Here is a 25956-nt window from a genome sequence, read left to right as displayed (position 1 = left end):
GGAAACATGAACTTCCCCGATGGCGGACGGTTCGCGAGGTTGCCATGACTCGCACCTGGTTGCGTTGGTTGCCGGCCGCGATGGTTCCGGTAGCCGTTGCTGCGGCAGCTCTGGCTGGTTCTTACCAGGCGGGAGCTGCGACGAGCCTGCCGCACAAGACGGCCGCGGAAGTCATCGCCATGATCGGGCGCTCCGAAGTCCGTGCTTTGTCCGGTACGCTTCAACAGAATTCCGAGCTGGGACTCCCCCAGCTTCCCACCACCGGACCTGCCAGCACTCAGGGCCCGGCTTCCGTGATCGAACTCTTGAGCGGTTCGCACACGGCCAGGGTCTACCTGGACGGACCCTCCAAAGCGAGGTTCCAGGTGATGGACCTGCTCGCCGAGCGCGATCTTGTCCGCAATGGCAGCGATCTCTGGCTCTACAATTCGGCCGACAACAGCGCGGCGCATATGACGCTGCCTACGCCGCCCACGACGGGCAGCCCGGCCCCGCACGCCACACCAACCCCAGGAATGGCCACACCTGACGTCGTCGCGCAACACTTCCTCGCCGCCGTCGAGCCCAGTACGGAAGTGACGGTGGGCGATGGAACCACGGTGGCCGGCCGCACGGCCTACCAGTTGGTGATCAAGCCACGCAGTACCGGAACGCTCGTCGACTCCGTGACGATCGCCGTCGATTCCGCCTCCGGGCTGCCGCTCGGCGTCGATGTGCAGGCACGGGGCCAGGCCGCAGCGGCCTTTTCGCTCGCCTTCACTGACGTGAACCTGTCCGCGCCCGACGCCGGTCTGTTCAGTTTCACTCCACCCCGCGGTGCCGCTGTGGAGCAGAAGGCAGCTCCGCAACTGCGTGCCCTGCCGGGTAAGACCGGCCCGACATCCCCCGCGAAAAAGGAAACTGGCCGGCCCACGATCATTGGCACTGGCTGGGACGCAGTGATCGGATTGCCTGCAGGCACGGTGCCCGCTGATGTCCGGACTATTCCGTTGTTGACCCAGCTCACCCAGGCAGTGCCCGGCGGCCGCGCGCTGACTACCAGCCTGGTGACGGTCTTGATGCTCGACGACGGCCGCGTCTTCGCGGGAATGGTGCCACTTGAGCGGCTGCAAGCTGCAGCCGCCGCGCAATGACGGACGGATCCCCGCCAGCCGATCTGGCGATAGAAACACGGGGACTCAGTAAGCGTTTCCGCCACCGGGCCGCCGTCGACGGAATCGACCTGGCAGTTCCCCGCGGCTCAGTTTTCGGTTTCCTCGGCCCCAACGGCTCCGGGAAGACCACCACCATCCGGTTGCTGCTTGGCTTGGCAGCCGCCACGAACGGCCACATCCGGGTTCTAGGCGGCGAAATGCCACGCCAACTGGCAGCCGTCCTACCTCACGTCGGCTCCTTGGTGGAGGGGCCGGCTTTCTACCCTTTCCTGTCCGGTGCCGCGAACCTTCGGCGACTGGACAGCGCCGACCTGCATGCCTCCCCGTCGACCCGGGCTGCACGGGTCGACGAAGCCCTTGAGCGGGTGGGGTTGTCCCACGCGGCGGGCAAGAAGGTCCGCGCCTACTCCCTCGGGATGAAGCAGCGCTTGGGCATTGCACATGCCCTCCTGCGTCCGAGGGAACTGCTCGTCTTGGATGAACCCACCAACGGCTTGGATCCACAAGGCACCAGGGAGGTACGCAGCCTCGTGCGCTCGCTTGCGGCCGGGGGCACCACAGTGTTTGTTTCCAGCCATCTCCTCGCCGAAGTGGAGCAGATGTGCACCCACGTTGGCGTCATGAGCGTGGGCAAGCTCGTGGCTCAAGGAACCCTCCATGAACTCCGCGCCGCCGGAAAGGTAACGATCCGGCTTCATACGCCGGATGTTGAGGCCGCGGTCCGCGTCCTGTCCCGGCTGGGCTTGCAGTCAGAACTGTCACCTGCTTCGCCCGGCTCGGATGGCCAGAGCCTGGTCAGTACCGGTTCGCCGGGGCACGACGTGGCTCCCGAGGCGATCGTCGCGGCCCTCGTCGCGGACGGGGTCAGGGTGCGGGGCTTCGGCGTGGAAAACGCCAGCCTGGAGGAGCGCTTCGTCTCCCTCACCGGAGAGGGTTTCGACATTGCCGGCTGAACACGCGACTGAACCCCTGCCCGGAGCCCCCAAGGCCCTGCCGACAGGCTCCCCGCCAAGCTCGTGGTCCCTCATGGCCTCTGAGCTCTCGGTGTTGTTCAGGCGGCTGCGGACGTGGGCCATGTTGCTGGCGCTCGCCGCCATCCCCCTCCTCATTGCAGCGGCGGTCAAACTAAGCTCGCATCCCGTGGCTCCGGGTCGGGGACCACCCTTCCTGGACCGGATCACCCAAAACGGGCTGTTCGTTGGCGTGACAGCGTTGATCGTCTCCGTACCTTTGTTCCTGCCCCTCACCATCGGGGTGGTGGCCGGCGACACGATTGCCGGAGAAGCGAACCTGGGTACGCTCAGGTACTTGCTCGTCGCGCCCGCTGGGCGCGTCCGCCTTTTGCTGATCAAATACGCGGCCGCCGCCGTGTTCTGCTTGGCAGCGACCCTGACGGTGGCTGCCGCCGGTGCGCTGGCCGGCGTCGTACTCTTCCCGGTGGGGCCCGTCACGCTGCTCTCGGGCGACACTATCGGCGTCGGCGAATCCGTGCTGCGTTCCTTACTGATTGCCGCTTACATTGCCGTCTCGCTGCTAGGACTGTCCGCGATCGGGCTGGCGATTTCCACCTTCACGGACGTGCCTGTCGGAGCCATGGCAGCAACCATTGTGCTGTCCGTCGTGTCACAAGTGGCAGACAACCTCCCGCAACTGGAGTGGCTGCACCCGTGGCTGTTCAGCCACTACTGGTTGGGCTTCGCGGATCTCCTGCGCCAGCCCATCTCATGGGCGAGCTTCGGAGACAATGCCCTGCTGCAAGCGGGTTACATTGTTGCGGCAGGGGCGTTGGCGTATGGCAAATTCATGAGCAAGGATGTCCTGTCCTGAAGTACGGCCTGCCCGTAAGCTCGTGCCATGGCAAGATTCTTCGATGTTCACCCGCAGGACCCCCAACCACGCGCAATTGCCCAGGTGGTGAATATCCTCCAGTCCGGCGGGCTGATCGCCTACCCCACTGATTCCTGCTACGCACTCGGCGCGCAAATTGGAAACAGGGAAGCCCTTGATCGGATCCGCTCGATCCGGCAGCTCGACGGCAAACACCATTTCACCTTGGTCTGCAAAGACTTCGCGCAGCTCGGGCAGTTCGTCATGATCGACAACGATGTGTTCCGAAGCATCAAGGCCGTTACGCCAGGGAGCTACACGTTCATCCTGCCCGCAACCAAGGAAGTGCCGCGCCGCCTCCTGCACCCCAAGAAGAAGACGGTAGGCGTGCGCATTCCAGACCATAACTTCGTCCAGGCCTTGCTGGCCGAACTGGGTGAGCCGCTGCTCTCCAGCACCTTGTTGCTGCCCGACGAGGAGGAGCCCTTGACCCAGGGCTGGGAAATCAAGGAGCGCTTGGACAATTTGGTGGATGCCGTGATCGACTCGGGGGACACCGGAGCGGAGCCCACAACGGTGGTGGACTTCTCCAGCGGAACGGCGGAAGTCGTCCGGCGTGGCACCGGCGATCCCTCGCGTTTCGAGTGAGCATGTCAGTCGCCGAATCGCGCATCACGATCGACGTCGATGGCGCACCGATCTCCGGAATCTACGCCCGACCTGACAAACCGTTCGCGACGCTCGCGCTCGCCCACGGCGCCGGAGCGGGTATGGAGCATCCCTTCCTGAGTGGCTTCGCGCGCGCATTGAACGACGACGGCGTCGCCACTTTGCGCTTCAACTTCCCCTACCGGGAAGCCGGCAAGCGATTCCCCGACCGGCCGCCTGCGGCGATCGCGGCGTGGCGGGCCGTCATGGAGGTAGCAGCATCCCGTTCAGAGGGCGAACCACTGTGGGCAGCCGGCAAATCCTTCGGTGGTCGCATGGCATCGATGGCAGTCGCTGAGGGCATGCCTGCGGCCGGACTTGTCTATCTCGGCTACCCCCTACACCCGCCGGGGAAGCCGGAGAAGCTCCGTGACGAGCACCTCTATGGGCTCACCCTGCCGATGCTCTTCCTGCAGGGCACCCGCGATACCTTCGCGACGCCCGAGCTGCTTGAAGGGGTCGTGTCCCGGATTGGCCCGACGGCTACCATCGAGTGGTGGGACGGCGGCGACCATTCCTTCGATCGCGTCGGAGTCAAAAAGAGCGCGGCGGATGTAGGTGCCTCATTGGCGGGCCCGGTGTCGGCATTCCTTCGCGGGAATGGCTGAACGGGCCGCCTGTCGCCAAGCCTTCGCCGTCTACTAGCCCTTCGGCGCGGCGACGGCAATGCCAGGCGGCAACGGCTCGTGCCGCAGGTACTCGCGCCGGAATCGACCGCTGCCGGCGGTCAGTCCGCGCAGCACGATTGCGTAGCGCAGCAATTCCTGTTCCGGGACCTCGGCGCTGATCTCCGTACTTTCTCCGCCGACGGACGTGGTTCCGGTGACTCGTCCACGGCGGGAAGACAAATCGCTCATGACGGCGCCCACGTGATCGTCTGCCACAAGGACAGTGACGGCCGAAATCGGTTCCAGGAGTTGAATGTTGCTTGCCGCAGCGGCCTCCCGCAATGCCAACGCGCCCGCGGCCTGGAAAGCCGCGTCCGAGGAATCGACACTGTGCGTCTTGCCACCCACCAGGGTCACCCTGATGTCGACCACCGGGAAACCCGCCCGCACCCCTTTGTTCATCTGGGCCCGGACGCCTTTCTCGACCGAAACGACATAAGTCCCGGGGATGACTCCGCCGACAATCCTGTCGACGAATTCGAAACCCGCCCCGCGTTCAAGGGGTTCCACTTCAATATCGCAAATCGCATATTGTCCGTGGCCACCCGATTGCTTGACATAGCGGCCATGGCCGGCGGCCTGGGCGGCGAAGGTCTCCCTGAGCGGGGTGACGACGTCGACCGTTTGCAGTTTCACCCCCTGCTCCCGCAAGCGGTCCAGGACTGCCTCCGCGTGCGCTTCTCCCATGCACCACAAGACCAGCTGATGGGTTTCAGCGTTGCGCTCCACCCTCAGGGTCGGATCACCTGCCGCGACCTTGGCCAGGCTCTTGGACAATGCGTCCTCGTCGCCATGCGAGGCCGCTTCGATTGCCACAGGCATGAGAGGCTCCGGCATGTCCCAGGTCTCCACGAGCAACGGAGCCTCCCGGGCGGAAACGGTGTCTCCCGTCTCGGCGCTCGCTACCTTCGCCAGTGCACAAATGTCCCCGGCCACCGCGAACGGCACCGGCCGGAGGCTGGACCCCAACGGGGAGTAAAGATGGGTGATCCGTTCGTCGCTGTCGTGGTCTGGATGGCCCCGTTCGGCCAGGCCGTGCCCGCCCACGTGCACGGCGGAGTCCTCGCGAAGCGTCCCCGAGAAAAGCCGGACAAGGCACACGCGCCCCAGGAACGAGTCAACGGTGGTCCGTACCACTTCGCCAAGGAGAGGGCCATCCGGATCGCACGTTAGAGGTTCCATGGGTGTCCCGCCCAAGTCAGTAACCGAAGGCAGGCTCCGTTCAGTCGGCGACGGAAATGCCCGGGTCAGAACCTCCAGCAGCTCCGCCGTGCCGACGCCGGTCACTGAGGACGTTGCCAGCACCGGGAAGAACGTTCCGCGGACGATTGCGGTCTCCAAATCCTCCACGAGGGTACCGAGGGGGACCTCCTCTCCGCCGAGGTACCGGTCCATCAAGGTCTCGTCCTCACTCTCGGAGATGATGCCCTCGATAAGCTCACCGCGGGAACCGTCCGAGCCACCTAGTTCCTCCGCCGTCGCGGAACGCACTGCGGGGCGCGGATCGCCCGAGGTGTACTCCGACACTGAGCCCGAAAGAAGCCCGAGCAATCCCGAGACGGTGTCACCCTTGCGGACCGGCAAGTGAAGAGGCAGGACCGAATCACCGAAGGATCTGCGGCATTCGGCGAGGACGGCATCGTAGTTCGCCCGTGGATGATCAAGCCGGCTGATCACCACTGCCCGGGGCATGCCGACCCGCTCGCATTCGCTCCACAGGGCGGTGGTCCCCGCGTCGACGCCGTCAACGGCCGACACGACGAACAACGCGGCATCCGCCGCACGCAGCCCCGCACGCAGCTCGCCCATGAAATCGGCGTAGCCCGGGGTATCGAGGAGGTTCACTTTGACGTCGTCGAACACCAGGGGCGCTGCCGAGAGTCCGATGGATCGTTGCTGGTGGATAGCTGTAGCTTCCGAGTCACTCACGGTGGTGCCTTCGACGATCGAACCCATGCGGGATACGACGCCGGCGGCATAGAGAAGCGACTCGAGCAGCATCGTCTTTCCGGCGCCCGAGCGGCCAATCAAGACGACGTTGCGGATGTTTTCGGGCCGATCGGCTGGAGCCGAAGAAGCGTCTGCGCGCCGAAGATCGGGGTTGGTCCGGTTCGCCGCCTTCGTCGCACTGCCTGAGCCTTTCACCGACATGAGCACCTCCTGGAGTAGAAGCCGAATCCCCCGCGTCCCTTGCTAACCGATTCCACACCCTGGACCGGCGCACGGCAAGAGGAAAGCCAACTCGCGGCGCCGAAACCCCGCACGCCGCTAGGAGAGCATGCCCCACACCACGCGCACGGAAAAGGCCGCGCTTGAGGCAATGACTACCGCGAACGCCACGAGCCACAGCAGGGACGGCACCCCGGTTGAACGGGCCAGGATGTAGGCGTCGGAGGACGCCAGCCGGTCCCGGCGCCGGGTGTGGACCGATGCAACCTTAAACCAGTCCCGCACGGCGCCTACTTCCAAGGCTATGCCAAGTCCCAACACCACGTGGCTGACCGTCGAGGCACTGGCGAACATGACAACCAGTTGGGCAATCGCGGCGCTAAGGAGCGCAACGAAGATTCCGGTGAAGTTCCGCAGAAAGATCAGCGCGGCAAGCAGCACCAACGCCCCAATGGACATGGCCGCTCCTGACCGCCCAGCAGACACAGACCAGATGAGCGCGACACCCACCACCGCGGGACTCGGGTAGCCCCAGAATCCCGACCAGGCCGCTCCGAACTTGCCGCGCCCGCTGCTCAGTAGTTGGCCGGAGTGATCGAGCCCAATGCGGATTCCGTGAACCACCCGCCCAGTCGTGAGGGCAGCGAACGCATGGCCCAGTTCATGCACGAAGGTCACATAGAGGCCAAACCAGCGCCACGTGGCCCGCGGGATACTCAGTACGACGGCAGCGGCCAGGATGCCCAGCACAACAGGGGTCGCCAGGTTCGGGACCTCTGCCGTGGTGAATCCCCGCAGGACGGCCTGCCACCAGTCGTTGGCCAGGTCAGCGGGACGCAATTCCATGTTCATCACAGTGGCATCCTAAAGAAGAAGCCTGTGAGCGCCTTTCAGTCTGCTGGAACGGGCAGGGAGCCGAAGTCACATCCTGCGTTTGGTCTTGGCCGTTGCTGGCGCCGTCCAAGGGTCTTCGGGCCAAGGATGCTTCGGATAGCGTCCGCGCATCTCCGAGCGGACCTGGGCATAAGGGCCGTTCCAAAAGGAAGCCAGGTCATCGGTCACAGCCAGCGGTCGCCTTCCCGGGGAAAGCAGGTGGAAAAGTACCGGTACCCGCCCGCCAACCAAGCGGGGCGTCTCGGCCCAGCCGAAGCATTCCTGCAGTTTGACCGCCACCACCGGGCGGCCGCCGTCGTCCGCCACGTCCGGATAGTCGATTCTCACCCTCGAACCGCTCGGCACCTCAAGCCATTCCGGCACCAAGTCACCAAAATGGACCGCCTCGGGCCACGGGAACAACCGCATTAACGGCTCGGCCAGGCTAATCCCGTTCGTCGCAGCCCCTCCGGCCAACGCTTCGAGCTCCGGCGCCAGCCACTTGTCCAGCTGGTCCAGCAACGCCTGCTCGGAAACGTCCGGCCAAGGCGCACCCAATTCCCGGTGCAGCAGGGCCAGGCGTCGGCGCAGGGTATCCGCCGTCGTCGACCATCCGATAGTCCCCAAGCCGTCCTTCGCCAGGGCGCGGGCTACGGCAGCGCGACCGTCTTCCACGGAAGGCCGCACTGGTGTCGACGAAAGCACGATCGCCCCCAGTCGCCGTTCCTGCCGCGCCGTGACTCGGCCCTGAGTGAATTCTGCTTCCACGGTGTCGCTCAGGAGATGGCTGGCGGCAGCTTCGGCCGAATCCGCCATGAGGGGCGCGGCGGAGCGGATGACGGCGCCGGTCCCTGCCGCATCCCGGCCCTCCCCGCGGGACACTTCGGCCACTGCGAGCCAATCGTGGCCGGCCAACGGACTGCCCGCCGGTAGCCCGGCGCGGGTCCCGGAAGTCAACAGGTAGCGCTCAGGGCCTGCGCCCGGAACGCGGCGCGCCACTCGGTCCGGGAACGCGAGCGCGACGACGAACCCGAGCGCTTCCGCAGGGCTCGCCGGAGAAGACAGGCTCGGCGGTGCGGGCAGGGAAAGTACGACGCCGGAGCTCTCCTGGCGTGCGATCGCGTCCAAGCGTCGGACATCCTCTGCCCAACGTCCGGCCGCGGGGTCCTTGCCTGACCGTAGGGAGGCCAAGAGGCGCGCCAGATCAGCTCCAGAGGCACGATGGTCTCCAGCAACGAGCGCAACGGCCTCCGCCGCCGCGCGGTGCCCGACGATAGGGGCGCCATCGAGCAGTGCGCGGGCCAGGCGCGGATCGGCGGGAATCCTTGCGAGGGTCTTTCCCACGTCCGTCGCGAGTCCGTCCGGGGAAATCGCGCCGAGTTCCCGGAGCACTTCCACCGCATCATCCATGGCTGCTTGGGGCGGCGCGTCTGGAAGGGCCAGGCCCCGGCCACCTGGCGATCCCCAACAGGCCAGGACCAGCGCGGCGCCCGTCAGGTCCGCGGCCGCGATTTCCGGTGTGGGGTGGGCCGGTGCGCCACCATACGCTTTTTGCTCGTAGCAGCGGACCACGCGTCCCGGCCCCTGGCGGGCCGCACGTCCGGCACGCTGATCGGCGGACGCGCGCGAGCAGGAGACAGTGACCAAGCCGGACATGCCGCGGGTAGAGTCGCGCCGCAACTCGCGGGATAGCCCTGCGTCGACGACCAGCCGCACTCCCGGAACTGTCAGGGAGGACTCCGCCAATGCTGTCGAAACGATGATTCGGGGTGGTCCGCCGGGTTCCCGCCCGGAGACTGCCCGGTCTTGTTCTGCCGGGCTTGCCTGTCCGTGAAGCTCCAGCACCTCCGCGTCCGATAGGTCCGCGGCAAGGAGGCCGCGCAGCCGTGACGCGACGTAGGAAACCTCCCAGGCACCCGGGACGAACACGAGGGCGTCGATGCCCGGATCAGTTGCGAGCGTTTCGGCGTACGACGCTGCCGCCGTGTCCGCCACATGGTCCAGGAAAGCGCGGGCGACTCCGCGAGCATCGAAGCGCGGCACAGCCGCTGGCGCCCAGTCCACCTTCAAGGGGTGCAGCGCGGAAGGGCAGTCGACGACGGGAGCCGGCCCGCCGCCGTCGTGCCCTCCCGACGCGTCTCCACCGGCAGGGGCGCCCCCAATCAGCTCGGCGAACCGTGGCGCGTCCAAAGTTGCCGACATCGCCACAAGTGTGAGGTCTTCGCGCAACTCACGGACCTCGATGAGCATTCCGAGCAACAGCTCTGTCTCCAGGCCGCGTTCGTGGACCTCGTCGAGGACCACAGCATTGATGCCCTCAATCCCTGGATCCCCAAGCAGCCGCCGCAGGAGGATTCCCGGGGTGACGAATTCGATGAGGGTCCCCGGACTTGTCTTGTTTTCTCCGCGAACCGTGTATCCGACGCGGTCCCCCAGGCTGCTACCGTCGAGGGCGGCGAGGCGTCGTGCAGCTGAGCGCGCCGCAACCCGGCGTGGCTGGGTCACCACTACCCGGGGGTGTTCTTTCCCGTTGACGGAGCCAGTCGCAATGTTGGCAAGCAGGGGCGGAACGAGCGTCGTCTTTCCGGTCCCCGGAGGCGCCTGCACGACGGCGGTTCCAGCCGCTCCGCTTGCGCCGAGCGCTTCGGCGAGTTCATCCAGCGAGTCCGTGAAAACGAGTCCCGCCCCGATCGTGTCCAGGTCAAAGAGGCGGTAGGCGAGCGCGGCGTTCCGCGGGACGAAAGGGGAATTCACCCCTCCATTGTGCATACATGCGGAACCGAGCCAGAAAGGTGGACTGCTTGCCGAATCGGGAGGACGATTAAAGGGCAATCGCTAGAAGGAGGTCAGTGATGTGCTACGGGTACTACAAGGATTTCGGTCGGGACACCAGGAAAGATGAAACGAAGGAACCCGAGGAACGTCCTGAGCCCAAGGTCGACGTGAAGGACTTCATGTTCTGGGCCTTCCCACGCCGCCACCGTGAGTTCACCAACGATCCGGAACCGGTTATCGACCGGACCCGCGAAAGGGTCTAGCCCAAGAAAGTGAAAGGAATGTCCCGGACGGGGCGTTCCTTTCATTCCGGCGGCATCTCGGCTCCCGTTTCAGCTGCACTGCGACACCCCGAAGTATCACCGCCATGTATACATCAGCGCTCAGGAACGGAGCCGAAGGAATCATGACGGCGGACTCCATCACTCTTCTCATTGTGCTCATTGTCTTGTTGGTCATCTGGTTTTCGATGGCCATCCACATCGTCACCCAGTACGAGCGTGGCGTCCTGTTGAGGCTCGGCAGGATCCAGGGCCTCAGGACCCCCGGCCTTGTGATCATTATTCCGTTCGTCGACCGGCTCAGGAAAGTCTCGCTGCGGATCGTCACCATGCCCATCCAGTCACAGGGCATCATCACGCGGGACAACGTGAGCCTGGACATTTCCGCTGTCGCCTATTTCCGGGTGGTGGACGCCATCAAGTCCGTCCTTGCCATCGAAAACGTCTACTCTGCGATTGACCAAATCGCACAGACAACGCTGCGCAAGGTGGTGGGACAGCACACGCTCGACGAGACACTCGCAGAAACGGATGTCATCAATGCCAACATTCGTCAGATCCTGGATGGACTGACCTTGGAATGGGGTGTCGAGGTGACCCTGGTGGAGCTCAAGGACATCCAGCTGCCGGAGAGCATGAAGCGCGCCATGGCCCGCCAAGCCGAGGCCGAGCGTGAGAAGCGCGCCAAGATCATCGCCGCCGAAGGCGAGTCCCTCGCCGCCGCAGCGCTGGGCCAGGCCTCCGACACCATGATGGCCCACCCTTTGGCCCTGCAGTTGCGCAACCTGCAGTCCATGGTGGAGATTGGCGTGGACAAGAACACGACTGTGGTCTTCCCGGCGCCATTGATGAGCACGATCGGCGAGCTCGGAGCGTTTCTTGCCCGCGAAGCCGCCGCGGCAAAGGCCGCGCAGCCGCAGAGGACGACTGTGACAGGACGGACTATGGCGGCGGGGTGAAACTGAACGGCGCCTGCGCTCGTTGAACCCGTGGTACGGCGACAATATGATGACGAATAGAGCATCCGGTACAGCTTGAGAGCCGGGCGCCAACCGCGGAAGGAGGAAGACAATGACCGACCCCCTACGGGGCCGCGCCAGCGCCTTCCTCCGCCGTGTTGGTCTGTTTGCCGCGCTCCTGGCGATCATCGCCGGAATCCTCGGGATGCACGTTATGGGCGGCAGCCACAGCACGCACGACTCCATGGCTCTTGGGATCAATGCCGAGGAAGCCGACCCCCACGGTGGCCACGCTGTGCTACCCGGCAATCCATCGCTGCCGCCAGGCGCATCCATCCGGCAATCCGCTCAGCTGCCCACTTCGCATTGCACAAGCTCGGGCGCCTGTACCACGATGTCGGCCATGAGCGCCGTCTGCGTGCCTGCCCCGAGCCATAACTCGCTCGCCGCACCTTTGCCTGGCGTTCCGCCGTACGCAAATGAGGGCACCGCCGAGGCAGGCGCTCCCATAGCCGGCTATTCGCACCGTCCGGGTAGTCCTTCCCCGGGCGATCTCTGCATCAGCCGCACGTAAAACGCGCCGCCGCATCGAGCCGCGCGGCCCCTTGCACACGACTTCACCCTGACGCGCCACCCACGCGGGCTTTGCCGTGCGCGTTCCACCCAGCCGGACCTCTGTGCGGCTGATTGATAGAAGGACCCCAAAACCATGAAGAAAATCTTGACCATGACGGCCGCTGCCCTTGCCGCCGCCATCGGCCTCGCTGGCTGCTCTGCCGGAAGCGGAGGCAGCAGCATGCCAGGAATGAACCACGGAAGCGCGCCGGCGTCGTCGTCCGGTTCGGCGGTGGGCATTACCGGAGAGCACAATGCTGCGGACGCGGCGTTCGCCCGGATGATGATCCCCCACCATGCCCAGGCCGTTCAGATGAGCGACATGGTGCTCGCGAAGAAGGATATCCCGGCACCGGTGAACGCACTCGCTGGGAGGATCAAAGCAGCCCAAGGCCCGGAGATCGAGAAGATGAGGGGCTGGCTCAAAGACTGGAACGAGCCCGCTGAGATGTCCGGCGACCACATGATGGACGGAATGATGGGTGACGATGACATGAAGACGCTCACGGCTTCCCAAGGCCTCGAAGCAGCCAGACTGTTCCTGACCCAGATGATCGCCCATCACCAGGGGGCCGTGGTCATGGCGCAGCAGGAAAGCAATGACGGCAAGAACACTGACGCACTGAAACTGGGCAAGGACATCGTCTCGGCACAGGAGGCCGAGATCAAGGAAATGAACGAACTCCTGGGGACCCTCTAGTCAAGTGCACCGGTCCACCCGGGCTTCCCGGCGTGGACCGGTGCCCTCGGCTGGAGTAACAGTATCCGTGCTGGTCAGGCCGTGACGTCTACGGAAGAGTCGTCCGCTGCGAAGACAGCTTCCGCCACGTCTTCCCGGAGGTGGTAGTCCCTGGCTTCGACCGGGTACAGGGAACCATTGACCACGTAATAACCACGGCCTTCCCCTGGGCCGCCAGCCGCGGAGTCTATGGCAGCTATCAGCTGTGGTTCCAACGGCTGTTCGCTGCCGAGCTCGCGCAGCCTAGCGAGGTCCTGGGCCTCCAGGCGACTGATCAAACCCGGAATATCGCACATCTAAAACACCGTCCTTTTCGGTCCGTAGGAAAGGTCCGCGCCGTCGCCCCAGCCGTAGGTGCATGCCAAGAACAGTAAGCCCGGGCATCGTGCGTGGCAAGGGCCAAATCAGGACCAGCCCATTGACTGGACACCACTTGCCCGGACTGGTGGTTTCATGCGGCGTTCTTGGTTCCGTCGCTTACTGTTCAGTAGCTGTCGGCAACATCGAGGGAGTGACTTCACCATGCAAAGCCCACTCGGGCGACAATGTCTCTTTCTCCTCTACCCGGCGCGGCTTTCTGGCCGCTGCACTGACGGGCGCAGCTTTGACTCTCGCGCCGGTTTCGTTCGCGGCAGCCGCTACCGGAACCAGCAAGACCAAGACGATCACCGGCCATCTGGACCCGGGTGCCGCAGACTTCGTGTATTTGCCGATCGAGGTGCCCGCGGGCGTCAATAAAATAAGCGTGTCCTACACCTACAGCAAGCCCCAAGTGTCCTCTGGACTTCTCGGGAACGCCTGCGACATCGGAATCTTCGATGAGAAGGGAACTGACCTCGCCGGCAAGGGCTTCCGCGGCTGGTCGGGCGGTTTCCGCACCGAATTCAGCATCAGCGCCGGCGAGACGACACCCGGTTACCTGCCTGGACCCGTAGGAAAGGGAACCTGGAACGTTGTCCTCGGACCGTACCAGGTGGCCGAACAGGGCCTCGACTACACCGTGAACGTCACGCTCGAGTATGGACCGGACGGGACGCCTTTCAAGCCCCAGTACCCGCCGCAGCAGATCGCCGGCCGCGGCGCAGCCTGGTACCGCGGCGATGCGCACCTGCACACGGTCTACTCCGATGGAAAGCGCACCCCCGAAGAGGTGGCAGCGGGCGCCCGCGCGGCGCGTCTCGACTTCATGATCTCGACGGACCACAACACCCCGGCGTCGCACGGAGTTTGGGGACCGCTCGCTGGCAACGACCTGCTCATCCTCACGGGTGAGGAAGTCACCACGCGCAACGGCCACTACCTCGCGCTCGGCTTGGAACCCGGCGAGTGGATCGACTGGCGCTACCGGGCCCGCGACAAGGGATTCGAGAAGGAAGCCCAGCGGATCCACGCCTCCGGCGGGATTGTTGTCCCGGCGCACCCGTACTGCCCGTACGTGGCCTGCCGTTGGAAGTTCGGGTATGACGACGCCGATGCGGTTGAAGTGTGGACGGGCCCATGGACCGTGGACGACGAGTCCTCTGTCAACACGTGGGATTCGATGCTTGCCCACTTCGCGAGGACGGGTGGCCGCTGGCTCCCAGCCATGGGCAACAGCGACGCCCACAGCGTCCCGCAGGTCATCGGCTTTCCCCACAACGTGGTCAACGCCACGTCTTTGTCCCGCGATGCCCTGCTGGACGGCATCCGCAACGGCCGGAACTGGATCGCCGAGTCGGCTGACGTCTCGGTGGACTTCACGGTGACATCCGGAGGCAAGAGCGCGACGGTCGGTGATCGCCTCAACGTCGCGGCAGACGCTCCCGTCACGGTGACTGCGAAGATCGCCGGCGTGCCGAACGGCGTCGTTCGCTTCATCACGGACGAAGGGCAAACCCAGCAGGTCACGCTTCCTGCGGCGGGCCAGGGAACGAGCACGTGGCTCACTACCCCGCAGCTCGCGGCGTACGTGCGCGTCGAGGTCCGGCATCCAAAGACCGACGGCACCTCGGGCAGCGGTACCGAGATGGGAACGAACCTCCCGCTTGGCCCCATGGCAGCGTTGACCAACCCGATTTTCCTCGGCGCCAGCTAACTGGTCCGGTGAGGGAGGCCCTGCCAGTACCCCTACCAGCAGGGACTCCCTCACCTCGGAAATCTCCTGTTGGATGGATAGTGCCAATCCTCCGTCCACCAACAGGAGAAACATGCTTACCGTGAACGCTTACGCCGCCCCGTCCGCGAGCGAAGCCCTCATCCCGACCACCCTTGAGCGCCGCGACGTCGGCGCCCACGACGTGCTGATCGAGATCAAGTACGCAGGCATCTGCCATTCAGACATCCACACAGTCCGCGGCGACTGGGGACCACAGTCCTACCCGCTAGCCCCCGGCCACGAAATCGCCGGAATTGTCACTGAAATCGGCCCCGAAGTCACCCGGCATAAAGTCGGCGACAGGGTAGGCGTGGGCTGCATGGTCAACTCCTGCGGCGAATGCGAAAACTGCCGCAAGGGCGAGGAGCAGTACTGCCTCAAAGGCATGACCGGGACCTACGGCGCCGTCGACCGCGATGGCACCATCACCCAGGGCGGATACTCCACCCACGTCGTGGTAACCGAAGACTTCGTCGTACGGATCCCCGAAGGAATAGCGCTCGACGCCGCCGCTCCCCTGTTGTGCGCAGGCATCACCACCTATTCGCCGCTCCGGCACTGGGGTGCCGCTCCCGGCAAGAGGGTCGCCGTCGTCGGACTCGGCGGGCTAGGCCATATGGCCGTCAAGCTGGCGCACGCCATGGGCGCCGAAGTCACGGTGCTGTCCCAGTCGCTGAAGAAGATGGAAGACGGCCTGCGCTTGGGCGCAGACCACTACTTCGCCACGAGCGACCCGGTGGCGTTTGAAGAGCTCGCGGGAACTTTCGACCTGATCATCAACACCGTCAGCGCCCCGATCGACATCAGCTCCTACCTTCAGCTGTTGACCCTCGACGGCGCCCTGGTAAACGTGGGCGCACCGGCAGAGCCGCTCCCGGTCAACGTGTTCTCGCTCATCACCGGACGGCGATCCTTCGCCGGATCTGCGATCGGCGGCATCCGTGAGACCCAGGAAATGCTCGACTTCTGCGCCGAACATGGACTTGGCGCCGAAATCGAGGTCATTCCGGCAGACAAGATCAACGACGCCTACGAGCGCGTGCTCGCGTCCGACGTGCGGTACCGCTTCGTCATCGATACGTCCACGCTGGGCTAGACGGGAAGGACAGCACCGCCGACGGTTTGGCGGCGGCCGCTCGGAGGAGATTCTGGGCAGCTCGTCTCGGACAGCCTGGACGGCGTCGCCATCGCCATAGAGGTGCTTTATCCCATCTGGTTCACCCCTTCCGAAAGTCCCTGCGGGGCACTTGCACCGTGGCTCCGGCCGCGTGGCTGTGCCTCGTGGGGGCTTTCGCCGTTCTTTGCCAAACGTTCACTGACTGGTCCCCTTTTGATCACGGTGGCCAACTACCGTCCTAGGTGTTCTACGCGCGTAGACCTCGCACCCGCCACCTCATCAAAGGACCAGAACGTGCCATGAGTACCGTCGATCTTGGAAAATCCTCAGAACCCGACCTGCACTTTCAAACCCCCGAAGGCCGCTCCCGGTTTCGGACCGCCACCATCTCCACCTGGCTCGGAACAACCATGGAATACGTGGATTTTGCCCTGTACGGCCTGGCCGCGGGCCTGATCTTCGGCAACGTCTTCTTCCCTGGAAGCGATCCTGTCATCGGGTTGCTGTCCGGCTTCGCCACGTACGCCGTCGGGTTCCTTGCCAGGCCTCTCGGAGCCATCTACTTCGGCCGTCTCGGCGACAGGCGTGGACGGAAGTTCGTGCTTGTGGCGACGGTGGCCCTGATGGGCCTGTCGACAACATTGATAGGATTCATCCCGGGTTATGCCCAAATCGGTGTCGCGGCCCCGGCCCTGCTGGTTCTGCTCCGCTTGGCCCAAGGCTTCGGGGCCGGCGCAGAATTGTCCGGTGGAGCCGTCATGCTCGCCGAATACGCACCCGCGAAACAGCGCGGACTCGTCGCTTCAATCGTCGCACTCGGCTCAAACAGCGGAACCCTTCTTGCGTCTGCCATTTGGCTCGTGATCATCCAGCTTCCCCAGCAGGACCTGATGTCCTGGGGCTGGCGCATTCCGTTCATCGGCAGCTTCATCATCACCGCGGCTGCGCTCATCATCCGCCGCTCCATGTCCGAGAGCCCTGTGTTCCTCAAACAGCAAGAGACCTTGCAGGCCAATCCGCTGCCCGAGACAAGGATCAAGCCAGCGGGTTCCTTCTGGTCCAGGCACAAGGCCTTCTTCATCATGGTCGGGCTCAGGATCGGGGAGAACGGCCCCTCCTACCTTGCCCAAAGCTTTGTCATCGGGTACGTCGCCAAAGTCCTGCTTGTCGATAAGTCCGTTCCGACGTCGGCCGTTCTCATTGCCTCCATCCTAGGTTTCGGCGTCATCCCCCTCGCCGGATTCCTCTCGGACCGTTTCGGCCGGCGGCTCAGCTACCGCGTATTCTGCCTCCTGATGGTGCTGTACGCGGTGCCCGCCTTTGCGTTGTTGGATACACGCGATCCGGCCATCGTCATGGGCGTCATCATCGTGGGCATGTGCCTGGCATCGTTGGGAATTTTCGGCGTGCAGGCCGCTTACGGTGTTGAATTGTTCGGGGCCAACCACCGTTACTCCCAGATGGCCCTGGCCAAGGAACTCGGCTCCATCGTCTCGGGCGGCACGGCCCCATTGGTGGCAGCCGCCTTGCTGGCAGGGATCGGGCACTGGTGGCCAATCGCAGCGTATTTCATCCTCATGGCCGGAATCGGCTTAGTCACAACCTTTTATGCACCTGAAACCAAGGGCCGCGACCTCAATGAGTTCGCGGACGCCGTCTGAGCAGTTGCTAGAGTAACCGCCGGAGGGACATGAAACAGATAGGCACCATGGGACGAGATATGGGCAAGGTAACCCGAAGAGAAGTTGCGCTTGCAGCCGGAACATCCGAAGCGGTAGTAAGTTATGTGGTCAACAACGGACCCCGCCCGGTTTCCAGCTCGACCAGGCAGAAGGTCCTGGACGCTATTGCGGAAACGGGCTACCGGCCAAACACCATCGCTCGGTCCTTGGCTGCGGGTTCGACGAAAACGTATGGCTTGATCGTCCCGAACATCCGCAACCCCTTCCTGGCGGCCCTGGCTCATGCTCTACAGCAGGAAATGTTCTCCACCGGCAGAGTGCTGCTGCTTGGCGATTCCAACAACAACAAGGAACGCGAACGTGAAATCCTGCGGACCTTCATCGAACGCCGGGTTGACGGCATTATTTGGTATGGCGTCGACAGGGATGTAGACCTGCGCGATGCCCATGCCGCGGGCGTCCCCGTCGTCGTCCTCGACAAAGCACCTGCGGGCTCGGAGGCTGCCTCGGTTTTCATCAACGAGGCCGAGGCAGCCTTCGAAGCCACCAAGCATTTGCTTGATCACGGCAGGAAGTCTGTTGGCATCATTTCAGGGCCACGTAAGAACCTGAACTCCCAGGACCGCATTAGTGGCTGGAGGCGAGCGCTGGAATTGAGCGACACCATCGTTTCCGATGCTCTCTGCTTCGAAGCCGACTACACCAGGGGCGGAGGATATATCGCCGCACGGAGAATGTTTTCCGGAGCAGTCCAACCAGATGCCGTTTTCGTTTCCAACGAACTCCAGGCCCTCGGTTTGCTTGCGGCCGCGGCCGAAGCCCGTGTACGCATTCCCCAGGACTTGGCAGTTGTTTGCTTCAACGGCACGATCAACTCTGCATTTAGTACGCCCACATTGACGGCCATCGAACAACCCATTGAAACCGTCGCCAAGGCTTCCATCAAGCTACTTCTACGGTCCGGCCCTTTCACGGGGCAATCTACCGAGTGCCACTTCCATCTGCAGAGACGAGCATCCTGCGGATGCGACTACGAAAGAAGCACTTTTGACAGAGACCTATAGCAGACGGACACGCGTCATCGTGGACTGTGATCCAGGGAATGGCATTCCCGGCGCCAACGTCGACGACGGACTGGCGCTTGCACTCGCAATTGCCGCCGAAGATCGGATAGAACTGGCGGCCATCACCACCGTTTCAGGCAACACCTCGAGCCGCACCGGATATTCAGTGGCTCGCACCATGATGGAAGACCTTGGACTCCGGATACCCGTCCATTGCGGCGCCGAACGTGCACTCCAGGAACCGGATGGCCCATGGAGGTCATTCCTCGACGCCTCCATCAGCGACCCTTCGCTCGCGGTCCTGTGGGATGGCGTCCCGCGAGTTCGCGACTTCGAACCAGAAGCAACCGACCCCGCCGCTCTGCAGATCGCCAAGCTCGTCCTCGCAGACCCCGGTAATGTCACGATTGTTGCCATCGGTCCGCTGACCAACCTCGCCCAAGCTATGCTCCTCTACCCACAACTGGCGGGCGCCGTGGCGGAGATCATCATCATGGGAGGCTCGTTCAACATCGACGGCACCCTGAAAGACACCAATTTCGGGGTAGACCCCGAGGCTGCCCGCATTGTCCTCAGGAGCGGGGCTCCGATCACCCTGGTCCCCCTCGATGCCTCGGAACAGACCATGCTTACGCTTGACGATTTGGCGGAATTGGAAAACATCGACAACGATCTTGCCCGGTGCATTCTTCCTTGGACTCGGGCGTGGCTGAAATACTCCTCAAGAACACGCCGCATACCCGGCTGCTGGCTCCATGACCCCTTGGCTGTCGCAATCCTGCTTGACCGATCCATTGCGCGCAGCAGAGAATACATGGTCGATGTTGAATTGAGCGGCACCCTGACCCGCGGTCGAAGCATTCGCTGGGTACGCGACACTGTGCGGACCACTGTGGGCGTCGACACAACTGGCGCCAAATCAGTCAATGTTCTGACTCAGGTGGACAATACGAAACTGGTCAAAACTCTTATCTCTGCAATCAAGGACTACGCCAGATGAACAAGAACCGGCTTGAGGCATTCAGTGACGGAGTCCTCGCCATTGTCATCACCATCATGGTGCTCGAACTACGGGTGCCCTCGGAACCGACCTGGCATGGTTTGTTCAGCGTCCTTCCCACGTTCCTTAGTTACTTGCTCAGCTTCGTCTACGTGGGGATCTACTGGAACAATCACCACCACCTGATCCATTTGGCCGAGCGAGTCAATGGCGGAATACTCTGGGCAAATCTGCACCTGTTGTTCTGGTTATCGCTCTTCCCGTTCAGCACGCGTTGGATGGATGAGTCGGGCTTCGCAGAGGTCCCTGTCCTGGCCTACGGCTTCAACCTGCTCTGTGCCGCCATTGCCTACTTCATCCTGCAGCAGGGGCTGATCCGTCAACAGGGCAGGCAGGGTGCGCTCGCTCAGGCGCTGGGCCGGGACTGGAAGGGGAAGACGTCGCCGCTCATCTACCTCGCCGGTCTTGGCCTCTGCTTCCTGCATCCACTGCTCGCCGTCGCGGCCTACACCGTCGTGGCATTGATCTGGCTGGTTCCGGACCGACGGGTTGAACACTTTGTCATCCGCGCTCACCAAGACAGACTGGGGTAGTCCGCGCTTCAGACCCGGCGTGAACGGCGTTCAACCAGGAGCGTATCCCGCCATTGGCCGGCCAAGGGCCCGGCATTCATACGTGCGATGCGTTCACGCCGGCCAACTATTGTGAAGCCGTTCGCTTGGTGAAGGCGGATGCTCGCCTGGTTTTCGGGGAAAATGCTGGATTGGATGGTCCAGATGCCATTTTCTTCCGTGGACGCGGCCAGCGCTTGCAAGAGCAGGCTTCCGACGCCCCGTCCGCGCGCAGACCCGGCCACATAGACGGAGTGTTCGACGACGCCGGCATAAGCCTGGCGCGCCGACACCGCGGAAACGGCCGTCCACCCCAACACGTGACCGGAGACTTCGGCAACGAAGCGGTGATCCGGGAGGCGGCTCGCATTGAATTGTTCCCACTCGGGAACAGCTGCTTCAAAGGTGGCCTGCCCGGTCTCAATACCCTCTGCAAAAATCGCACGTACCTCGGGCCAATCTTCAGGACTCATGGGCCGGATCAGGACGGCTCCGGCTTCGCTAAACATTCACCCATTATGCACTTTGGATTGGCGAGCCCTTGATTGAAGTCCTCGTCCTTGTTGCACTTGTCTATGAGCAAAGAGCAGCTGATCATCATCGGATCCGGCCCTGCCGGTTACACTGCGGCAATTTACGCGGCTCGCGCTGGATTGAACCCCTTGGTGCTGGCCGGATCAGTCACCGCCGGCGGCGCGCTGATGAACACGACCGAGGTGGAGAATTTCCCCGGCTTCCCCGCCGGCGTCCAGGGCCCCGAACTGATGGAAGGACTGCAGGAGCAGGCCGAGCGGTTCGGCGCCAAGATAGTGTTCGACGACGTCACTGAAGTCGAGCTGGCCGGGCACCTCAAGCGGGTGGTCACCGGGGCAGGCGATACCCACAAGGCATCGGCCGTGATCCTCGCGACCGGCTCCGCCTACAAGGAGCTCGGCTTACCGGAGGAGAAGAAGCTCAGCGGGCACGGCGTCTCTTGGTGTGCCACATGCGACGGCTTCTTCTTCCGCGAGCAGGAGATTGTCGTAGTGGGCGGCGGCGACTCGGCCATGGAAGAAGCAACGTTCCTGACCCGGTTCGCGAAGACTGTCACGGTGGTGGTCCGCAGGGAGGAGCTCCGAGCCTCACGGATCATGGCCCAGCGGGCCAAAGACAACCCGAAAATCCGCTTCGCGTGGAACTCGGCCATCACCGCCATCCACGGTGACGCCAAGGTCACGGGCGTGACCCTGACAGACACACGCACCGGTAAAACGCGGGAACATGCGGCAACGGGCATATTCGTCGCCATTGGACATGTCCCACGGACGGACCTTGTTGCCGGTCAGGTGGATCTCGACGCCGAGGGCTATATCAAGGTTGAGTGCCCCACCACCGTGACCAATCTCTCCGGAGTCTTCGCGTGCGGTGACGCAGTAGACCACCGCTACCGCCAAGCCATCACGGCCGCGGGCACAGGCTGCGCCGCCGCTTTGGATGCCGAGCGGTACCTCGCCGCACTGGAGGATGCTGACAGCATCGCCACCGCTTTGGTCGAAGAACCTACCCACGCGTGAACTCACCCTGCTGGGCAGAGAGCGTTTATCAAGTCTCCCCTAAAAACTACTTTTCGGTATGCCTAACTTAACGGTATCCTCAACATGTTCGTATCCCCGATGTTGAGGAACCCATGGCTACCACTATTGCGGTGCAACCGGAGAGCAAGCCCCGGTGGCGGTCCCGGCTCCTTTTGTTGGGGCCTGCTTTCGTCGCGGCGATCGCCTACGTGGATCCGGGAAACGTCGCGGCAAATCTGACCGCAGGGGCGAACTACGGCTATTTGCTCGTCTGGGTCTTGGTTGCGGCAAACATCATGGCTGTCCTGGTGCAATACCAGTCGGCGAAACTCGGCCTCGCCACGGGCCACAGCCTTCCCGAACTTCTCGGAAAGCGATTGGGAACACACCGCCGCAGGCTGTATTGGGTCCAGGCAGAAGTCGTTGCCGGGGCCACAGACATGGCTGAAGTCATCGGTGGAGCCGTCGCCCTCAACCTCCTCTTCGGACTGCCGCTCCTCATGGGCGGGATCATTATCGGGCTGGCATCCATGATGCTCCTGGCCCTGCAATCATCGCGGGGCCAAAAATCCTTCGAATATGCCATCATGATGCTTTTGGCAGTCATCGCGGTCGGTTTCGTTTCGGGGCTTTTCGTCAGTCCGCCGGAGACCGGAGGCGTCTTGGCAGGATTGGTGCCGCGTTTCGAAGGCACGGACACCGTTCTCCTCGCTGCAAGCATGCTCGGCGCCACCGTCATGCCGCACGCCATCTACCTGCATTCGGCCCTGGCCCGTGACAGGCACGGCTTCTCGGAAGATCCGGCAGTGCGGACAAAACTCATCAGGGCAACCCGGGTGGATGTCGCAGGCGCATTGATGCTGGCCGGGGTTGTGAACATTGCCATGCTCCTTCTGGCCGCCTCCAGCCTGCGGGGAGTCGAAGGTACGGACACCATCGCAGGGGCACATGCCGCAGTCACTTCGGCACTTGGTCCAATTATCGGCGTAGCCTTCGGCGTCGGCCTGCTGGCCTCGGGCCTGGCCTCAACGTCCGTTGGATGCTACGCAGGAGCAACGGTCATGGGCGGCCTCCTCAAAATCCGTGTGCCACTCCTGATCCGCCGGGTGGTCACATTGATCCCGGCCTTGATCATTCTCGGAGCGGGAATAGAACCCACCTTGGCACTCGTCTTGAGCCAGGTCCTGCTCAGCTTCGGCATTCCTTTCGCCTTGATTCCGTTGATCCGGCTCACGGGAAAGCGCGAGGTCATGGGCATCCACACGGATTCAACGGCATTGAAGATTGCAGGGTGGACCAGCGCGGCACTCATTGTCGGCCTCAACTGTGTCCTCATCGTCCTGACAATCACGGGGAAGTCCTAGGCGCTCCAGGCAGCCCCGAACACGCCACGCACTTCGGAGAGGACCCCAGGACTTAGGCTGGGTCTGAGCGCTGAAGGAGAATCTCCATGAGCAACACCCCGGCCCTCGCCCGTCGGCTGGGTACCTTTGATGCGGTGGTGATCGGGCTGGGCTCCATGATTGGCGCCGGCGTGTTCGCAGCCTTCACCCCGGCCGCTTCCGCCGCAGGATCAGGACTGCTGATTGGGCTAGCAGTCGCGGCCGCTGTGGCATTCTGCAACGCGACGTCTTCCGCCCAGCTCGCCGCCGCATTTCCCACATCGGGCGGAACCTACATTTACGGTCGCGAACAGCTTGGACCGTGGTCCGGATACTTGGCCGGGTGGGGCTTCGTGATCGGTAAAACCGCCAGTGCCGCGGCCATGGCAATGACCTTCGCTGCCTATGCCGCCCCAGCGGGGTGGGAACGTCCCGTGGCGATCGCCGCCGTCGTCGTCCTCGCCGCCGTGAACTATCACGGGGTGACGCGCACGGCCGGCCTGACCCGCATCCTGGTTCTCGGAGTGCTGGCGGCTCTCGCCATTGCCGTGGCAGCCTGCTGGGGCGGCTCTGCTCCCTCGCCAGCCAACATCTCCGGGGACGGTTTGCTGGCACATGGCTGGTACGGGATCCTTCAATCCGCAGGGTTGCTGTTCTTCGCCTTCGCCGGCTACGCGAGGATCGCGACCATGGGAGAGGAAGTCCGCGACCCCCTACGCTCGATCCCGCGCGCCATCGGGATCGCATTGGGCATCACGGTCATCCTCTACGCTGTCATTGCGGTGACCCTTCTTGCGGCCCTCGGTCCGGACGGCGTGGCAGGCACACCAACACCGCTCGACGCCGCTGTCGGAAACGGGACCTTGTCTTGGGCCGTCCCCGTGGTCCGCGTGGGAGCCGCCGTCGCCGCCCTGGGCGCCTTGCTGGCACTCATCGCCGGATTGGGTCGGACCACCCTGGCCATGGCCCGGCACCATGATCTGCCGCATTGGCTCGCCGCCGTCCATCCGCGCTATCGCGTCCCGCATAGGGCGGAAGTCGCGCTGGCCGCAGTGATCTGCGTGATTGTCGCCGTCGCCGATGTGCGCAATGCGATCGGCTTCTCCTCGTTCGGCGTCCTCATCTACTATTTGGTTGCCAATATTGCGGCGTTCACCCAGCCGGCCGCAGACCGCCGCTATCCCAAAGCACTCCAAGTCTTCGGGGCCTTGGCCTGCGTGGTTCTGGTGGCTACGCTCCCTCCGCTATCGGCTGTACTGGGAGTCCTCATGTTCGCAATAGGCATTGGCCTGCGCCTGGTCAGGCTGAATCGATAGGGTCCCGACCACTGGTGGGCACAGTGGCAGCGATGCGTTCCTTCGGCGGCATGTGACGTGCGGGCCGCCGGCCAACACGATGACAAGCAGGGCCAAGACAGTGAGGGCCGCGCACGCCGCGAAGACGCCGTGGTAGCCGAGTGCCGTCGTCGAACCGAAAACGATGATTGGACCTGAGACGATAGCGCCAACCCGCCGGGTGTTGGTGTAGAGGCCGGAAGCCAGGCCCGGGCGCGGAATCAGCCGCTGGAACAGCGTCAGTCCCACCCCCGCCACAATCCCAAAGAACCAGGCGTTCAGGGCTTGGAGCGCAATCAGGGTGACAGGGTTGGAGACAAACGCCATCGCGGCGTAGTAGGCGATCCCGGCCGCGCATCCGGAGGCGATGAGCGCCCGGCTGGTGTAGCGGCGTGCCAGCCGCCCGATCAGGAAGAGCGCAGGGATCTCAAGCGCGGCCGAGACGCCGAGCGCGATGCCCGCCCAGATCACATCCACGCCAAGCCCCTGCGTTACGAACAAGCCCATGATGGACACCGCGGCACTGTTGGTGGCCTGCAAAGCAATAAAGCCCAGGACGACGGCGGCGACCCCCATTTTGGGGAAAACTTGCCCGTCGTCAGGGTCGTCTTCCTCGGGGCGGGCCCCAGCCGGAGCGGCCCGCCTCCGGGAAATCATGGCCGCGGTCGTTGCGACATTGAGGGCTGCAACCGCCCCGAGGGCGAGCAGGATGGCTCGGTTGCCCAGCGCACCCATGATGAACGTCGCCAGAGGCGGCCCTGCCACCCAGGCGAAGGAGACGATCGCCCGGGTGTTCACCACATCCGACGTGCCAGCGCCTGAGTGCCTGAGATGGGCGAACAAGAGCGAACTGCCTACCCCTGCCGGACCGCCAAGGACGATCAAGCCCACGACGGCGACTGGCAGCGAAGTGCTCACCGCCAAGACGGCGGACAAGGCCAGGGTCAGAACGCCACAGGCCAACATGGGCCGCAGGTAGTCGTTCGCACGATCTGCATACGCCGGCACGACAAGGGAAGCGACGAAGCCGCTGGCGTTGTAGACGGCAAGAGCCAAGCCCACCTCCGCGGGGGTGGCGTTGAACAGGGCCACCAGCAGGAGTGCCAGCGCGGGGTTAAGGAAGGCGAACTGGAACCCCCACAACAGCGCTGCAGACGGGACGAGCAAACGCTTCATGCTTTCATTCTGGATCTCCACGTCCCCAACGCTAGAAGCCTTCCGGCTGGCAAGGGAGGCACTGCCGGTACCTGTATCAGCAAGTCTCCCGGCTGGTCAGGAAGGATTTTGGCCGTAGGTCCGATCAGATCCCGC

At 63.8% G+C, this 25956-nt stretch carries 24 protein-coding genes; 18 read left to right on the top strand and 6 right to left on the bottom strand.

All coding sequences use genetic code 11. From position 1 onward, the window contains the following. Positions 1 to 44 precede the first annotated feature (44 nt). The 5 genes from AC1DLO_RS09725 to AC1DLO_RS09705 all read left to right on the top strand — a co-directional run bounded on the left by AC1DLO_RS09725 (position 45) and on the right by AC1DLO_RS09705 (position 4297). Complete coding sequence (locus AC1DLO_RS09725; protein ID WP_476889866.1) at positions 45 to 1133, top strand: LolA family protein; 1089 nt, start codon at positions 45 to 47, stop codon at positions 1131 to 1133. Next, positions 1130 to 2107, top strand: coding sequence for an ABC transporter ATP-binding protein (locus tag AC1DLO_RS09720; protein ID WP_476889867.1), 978 nt, complete (start codon positions 1130 to 1132; stop codon positions 2105 to 2107). Before AC1DLO_RS09725 ends, AC1DLO_RS09720 begins: the two co-directional genes overlap by 4 nt. 73 nt (positions 2108 to 2180) lie before the next feature. Further along, the gene (locus AC1DLO_RS09715) at positions 2181 to 2981 is read left to right on the top strand and encodes an ABC transporter permease (protein WP_476889977.1); all 801 of its coding nucleotides are present in this window, start codon (positions 2181 to 2183) and stop codon (positions 2979 to 2981) included. Between the two features lie 27 nt (positions 2982 to 3008). Next, the gene (locus AC1DLO_RS09710; protein ID WP_476889868.1) at positions 3009 to 3629 is read left to right on the top strand and encodes an L-threonylcarbamoyladenylate synthase; all 621 of its coding nucleotides are present in this window, start codon (positions 3009 to 3011) and stop codon (positions 3627 to 3629) included. Positions 3630 to 3631: 2 nt separating this feature from the next. Further along, on the top strand, positions 3632 to 4297 hold the full coding sequence (locus tag AC1DLO_RS09705) for an alpha/beta hydrolase family protein (RefSeq protein ID WP_476889978.1): 666 nt from the start codon (positions 3632 to 3634) through the stop codon (positions 4295 to 4297). A 33-nt stretch (positions 4298 to 4330) separates the two neighbouring features. Here AC1DLO_RS09705 and AC1DLO_RS09700 read toward each other — a convergent pair whose 3' ends face one another. From AC1DLO_RS09700 to hrpB, 3 genes are all read right to left on the bottom strand, one after another. After that, positions 4331 to 6508, bottom strand: a complete 2178-nt coding sequence (locus AC1DLO_RS09700) for an elongation factor G-like protein EF-G2 (RefSeq protein ID WP_476889869.1) — start codon at positions 6506 to 6508, stop codon at positions 4331 to 4333. Positions 6509 to 6625: 117 nt separating this feature from the next. After that, on the bottom strand, positions 6626 to 7378 hold the full coding sequence (locus AC1DLO_RS09695) for a M50 family metallopeptidase (RefSeq protein ID WP_476889979.1): 753 nt from the start codon (positions 7376 to 7378) through the stop codon (positions 6626 to 6628). A 69-nt stretch (positions 7379 to 7447) separates the two neighbouring features. After that, a complete protein-coding gene (hrpB, locus tag AC1DLO_RS09690; protein ID WP_476889870.1) occupies positions 7448 to 10153 on the bottom strand; it encodes an ATP-dependent helicase HrpB in 2706 nt (901 codons plus the stop codon). A 98-nt stretch (positions 10154 to 10251) separates the two neighbouring features. Between hrpB and AC1DLO_RS09685 the strand changes: the two genes are divergently transcribed. The 4 genes from AC1DLO_RS09685 to AC1DLO_RS09670 all read left to right on the top strand — a co-directional run bounded on the left by AC1DLO_RS09685 (position 10252) and on the right by AC1DLO_RS09670 (position 12729). Beyond that, a complete protein-coding gene (locus AC1DLO_RS09685; RefSeq protein ID WP_476889871.1) occupies positions 10252 to 10437 on the top strand; it encodes a hypothetical protein in 186 nt (61 codons plus the stop codon). Between the two features lie 206 nt (positions 10438 to 10643). Then, positions 10644 to 11414, top strand: coding sequence for a slipin family protein (locus tag AC1DLO_RS09680; RefSeq protein ID WP_476889980.1), 771 nt, complete (start codon positions 10644 to 10646; stop codon positions 11412 to 11414). A 112-nt stretch (positions 11415 to 11526) separates the two neighbouring features. Further along, the gene (locus tag AC1DLO_RS09675) at positions 11527 to 11988 is read left to right on the top strand and encodes a hypothetical protein (protein ID WP_476889872.1); all 462 of its coding nucleotides are present in this window, start codon (positions 11527 to 11529) and stop codon (positions 11986 to 11988) included. 135 nt (positions 11989 to 12123) lie between these two features. Then, positions 12124 to 12729 (top strand): DUF305 domain-containing protein, encoded by a 606-nt coding sequence (locus tag AC1DLO_RS09670; RefSeq protein WP_476889873.1) that lies wholly within the window; start codon positions 12124 to 12126, stop codon positions 12727 to 12729. A gap of 74 nt (positions 12730 to 12803) precedes the next feature. On the opposite strand, the gene AC1DLO_RS09665 is transcribed toward AC1DLO_RS09670, so the two are convergent. Beyond that, on the bottom strand, positions 12804 to 13064 hold the full coding sequence (locus AC1DLO_RS09665) for a hypothetical protein (protein ID WP_184735450.1): 261 nt from the start codon (positions 13062 to 13064) through the stop codon (positions 12804 to 12806). 215 nt (positions 13065 to 13279) lie between these two features. On the opposite strand from AC1DLO_RS09665, the gene AC1DLO_RS09660 reads away from it, so the two are divergent. From AC1DLO_RS09660 to AC1DLO_RS09635, 6 genes are all read left to right on the top strand, one after another. Then, complete coding sequence (locus AC1DLO_RS09660; protein ID WP_476889874.1) at positions 13280 to 14842, top strand: CehA/McbA family metallohydrolase; 1563 nt, start codon at positions 13280 to 13282, stop codon at positions 14840 to 14842. 112 nt (positions 14843 to 14954) lie between these two features. Continuing rightward, positions 14955 to 15998: an NAD(P)-dependent alcohol dehydrogenase gene (locus AC1DLO_RS09655; RefSeq protein ID WP_476889875.1), complete on the top strand. Its 1044-nt coding sequence runs from the start codon at positions 14955 to 14957 to the stop codon at positions 15996 to 15998. A gap of 320 nt (positions 15999 to 16318) precedes the next feature. Then, entirely contained in the window at positions 16319 to 17680 is a 1362-nt protein-coding gene (locus tag AC1DLO_RS09650) for an MFS transporter (protein WP_476889876.1), read from the top strand. Between the two features lie 47 nt (positions 17681 to 17727). After that, entirely contained in the window at positions 17728 to 18765 is a 1038-nt protein-coding gene (locus AC1DLO_RS09645) for a LacI family DNA-binding transcriptional regulator (RefSeq protein WP_476889877.1), read from the top strand. After that, the gene (locus AC1DLO_RS09640; protein WP_476889878.1) at positions 18749 to 19765 is read left to right on the top strand and encodes a nucleoside hydrolase; all 1017 of its coding nucleotides are present in this window, start codon (positions 18749 to 18751) and stop codon (positions 19763 to 19765) included. The genes AC1DLO_RS09645 and AC1DLO_RS09640 overlap by 17 nt, the downstream gene beginning before the upstream one ends. Further along, the gene (locus tag AC1DLO_RS09635) at positions 19762 to 20358 is read left to right on the top strand and encodes a TMEM175 family protein (protein ID WP_476889879.1); all 597 of its coding nucleotides are present in this window, start codon (positions 19762 to 19764) and stop codon (positions 20356 to 20358) included. The genes AC1DLO_RS09640 and AC1DLO_RS09635 overlap by 4 nt, the downstream gene beginning before the upstream one ends. Before the next feature lie 8 nt (positions 20359 to 20366). On the opposite strand, the gene AC1DLO_RS09630 is transcribed toward AC1DLO_RS09635, so the two are convergent. Then, positions 20367 to 20885, bottom strand: a complete 519-nt coding sequence (locus AC1DLO_RS09630; protein ID WP_476889880.1) for an N-acetyltransferase family protein — start codon at positions 20883 to 20885, stop codon at positions 20367 to 20369. Positions 20886 to 20951: 66 nt separating this feature from the next. Between AC1DLO_RS09630 and trxB the strand changes: the two genes are divergently transcribed. From trxB to AC1DLO_RS09615, 3 genes are all read left to right on the top strand, one after another. After that, positions 20952 to 21929 (top strand): thioredoxin-disulfide reductase, encoded by a 978-nt coding sequence (trxB, locus tag AC1DLO_RS09625; RefSeq protein ID WP_476889881.1) that lies wholly within the window; start codon positions 20952 to 20954, stop codon positions 21927 to 21929. A 113-nt stretch (positions 21930 to 22042) separates the two neighbouring features. Next, a complete protein-coding gene (locus AC1DLO_RS09620; RefSeq protein WP_184735457.1) occupies positions 22043 to 23293 on the top strand; it encodes an Nramp family divalent metal transporter in 1251 nt (416 codons plus the stop codon). Positions 23294 to 23379: 86 nt separating this feature from the next. Continuing rightward, a complete protein-coding gene (locus AC1DLO_RS09615) occupies positions 23380 to 24627 on the top strand; it encodes an APC family permease (RefSeq protein WP_476889882.1) in 1248 nt (415 codons plus the stop codon). Here the strand turns inward: AC1DLO_RS09615 and AC1DLO_RS09610 are convergent. Continuing rightward, positions 24556 to 25821, bottom strand: coding sequence for an MFS transporter (locus AC1DLO_RS09610; RefSeq protein WP_476889883.1), 1266 nt, complete (start codon positions 25819 to 25821; stop codon positions 24556 to 24558). The two genes, AC1DLO_RS09615 and AC1DLO_RS09610, sit on opposite strands and share 72 nt — an antisense overlap. Positions 25822 to 25956: the final 135 nt, after the last annotated feature.

It is taken from the genome of Arthrobacter sp. 01T419 (assembly GCF_056398865.1).
The sequence above is the reverse complement of the archived record's forward strand: the minus strand, read 5'-3'. Positions and strand labels throughout refer to the sequence as shown.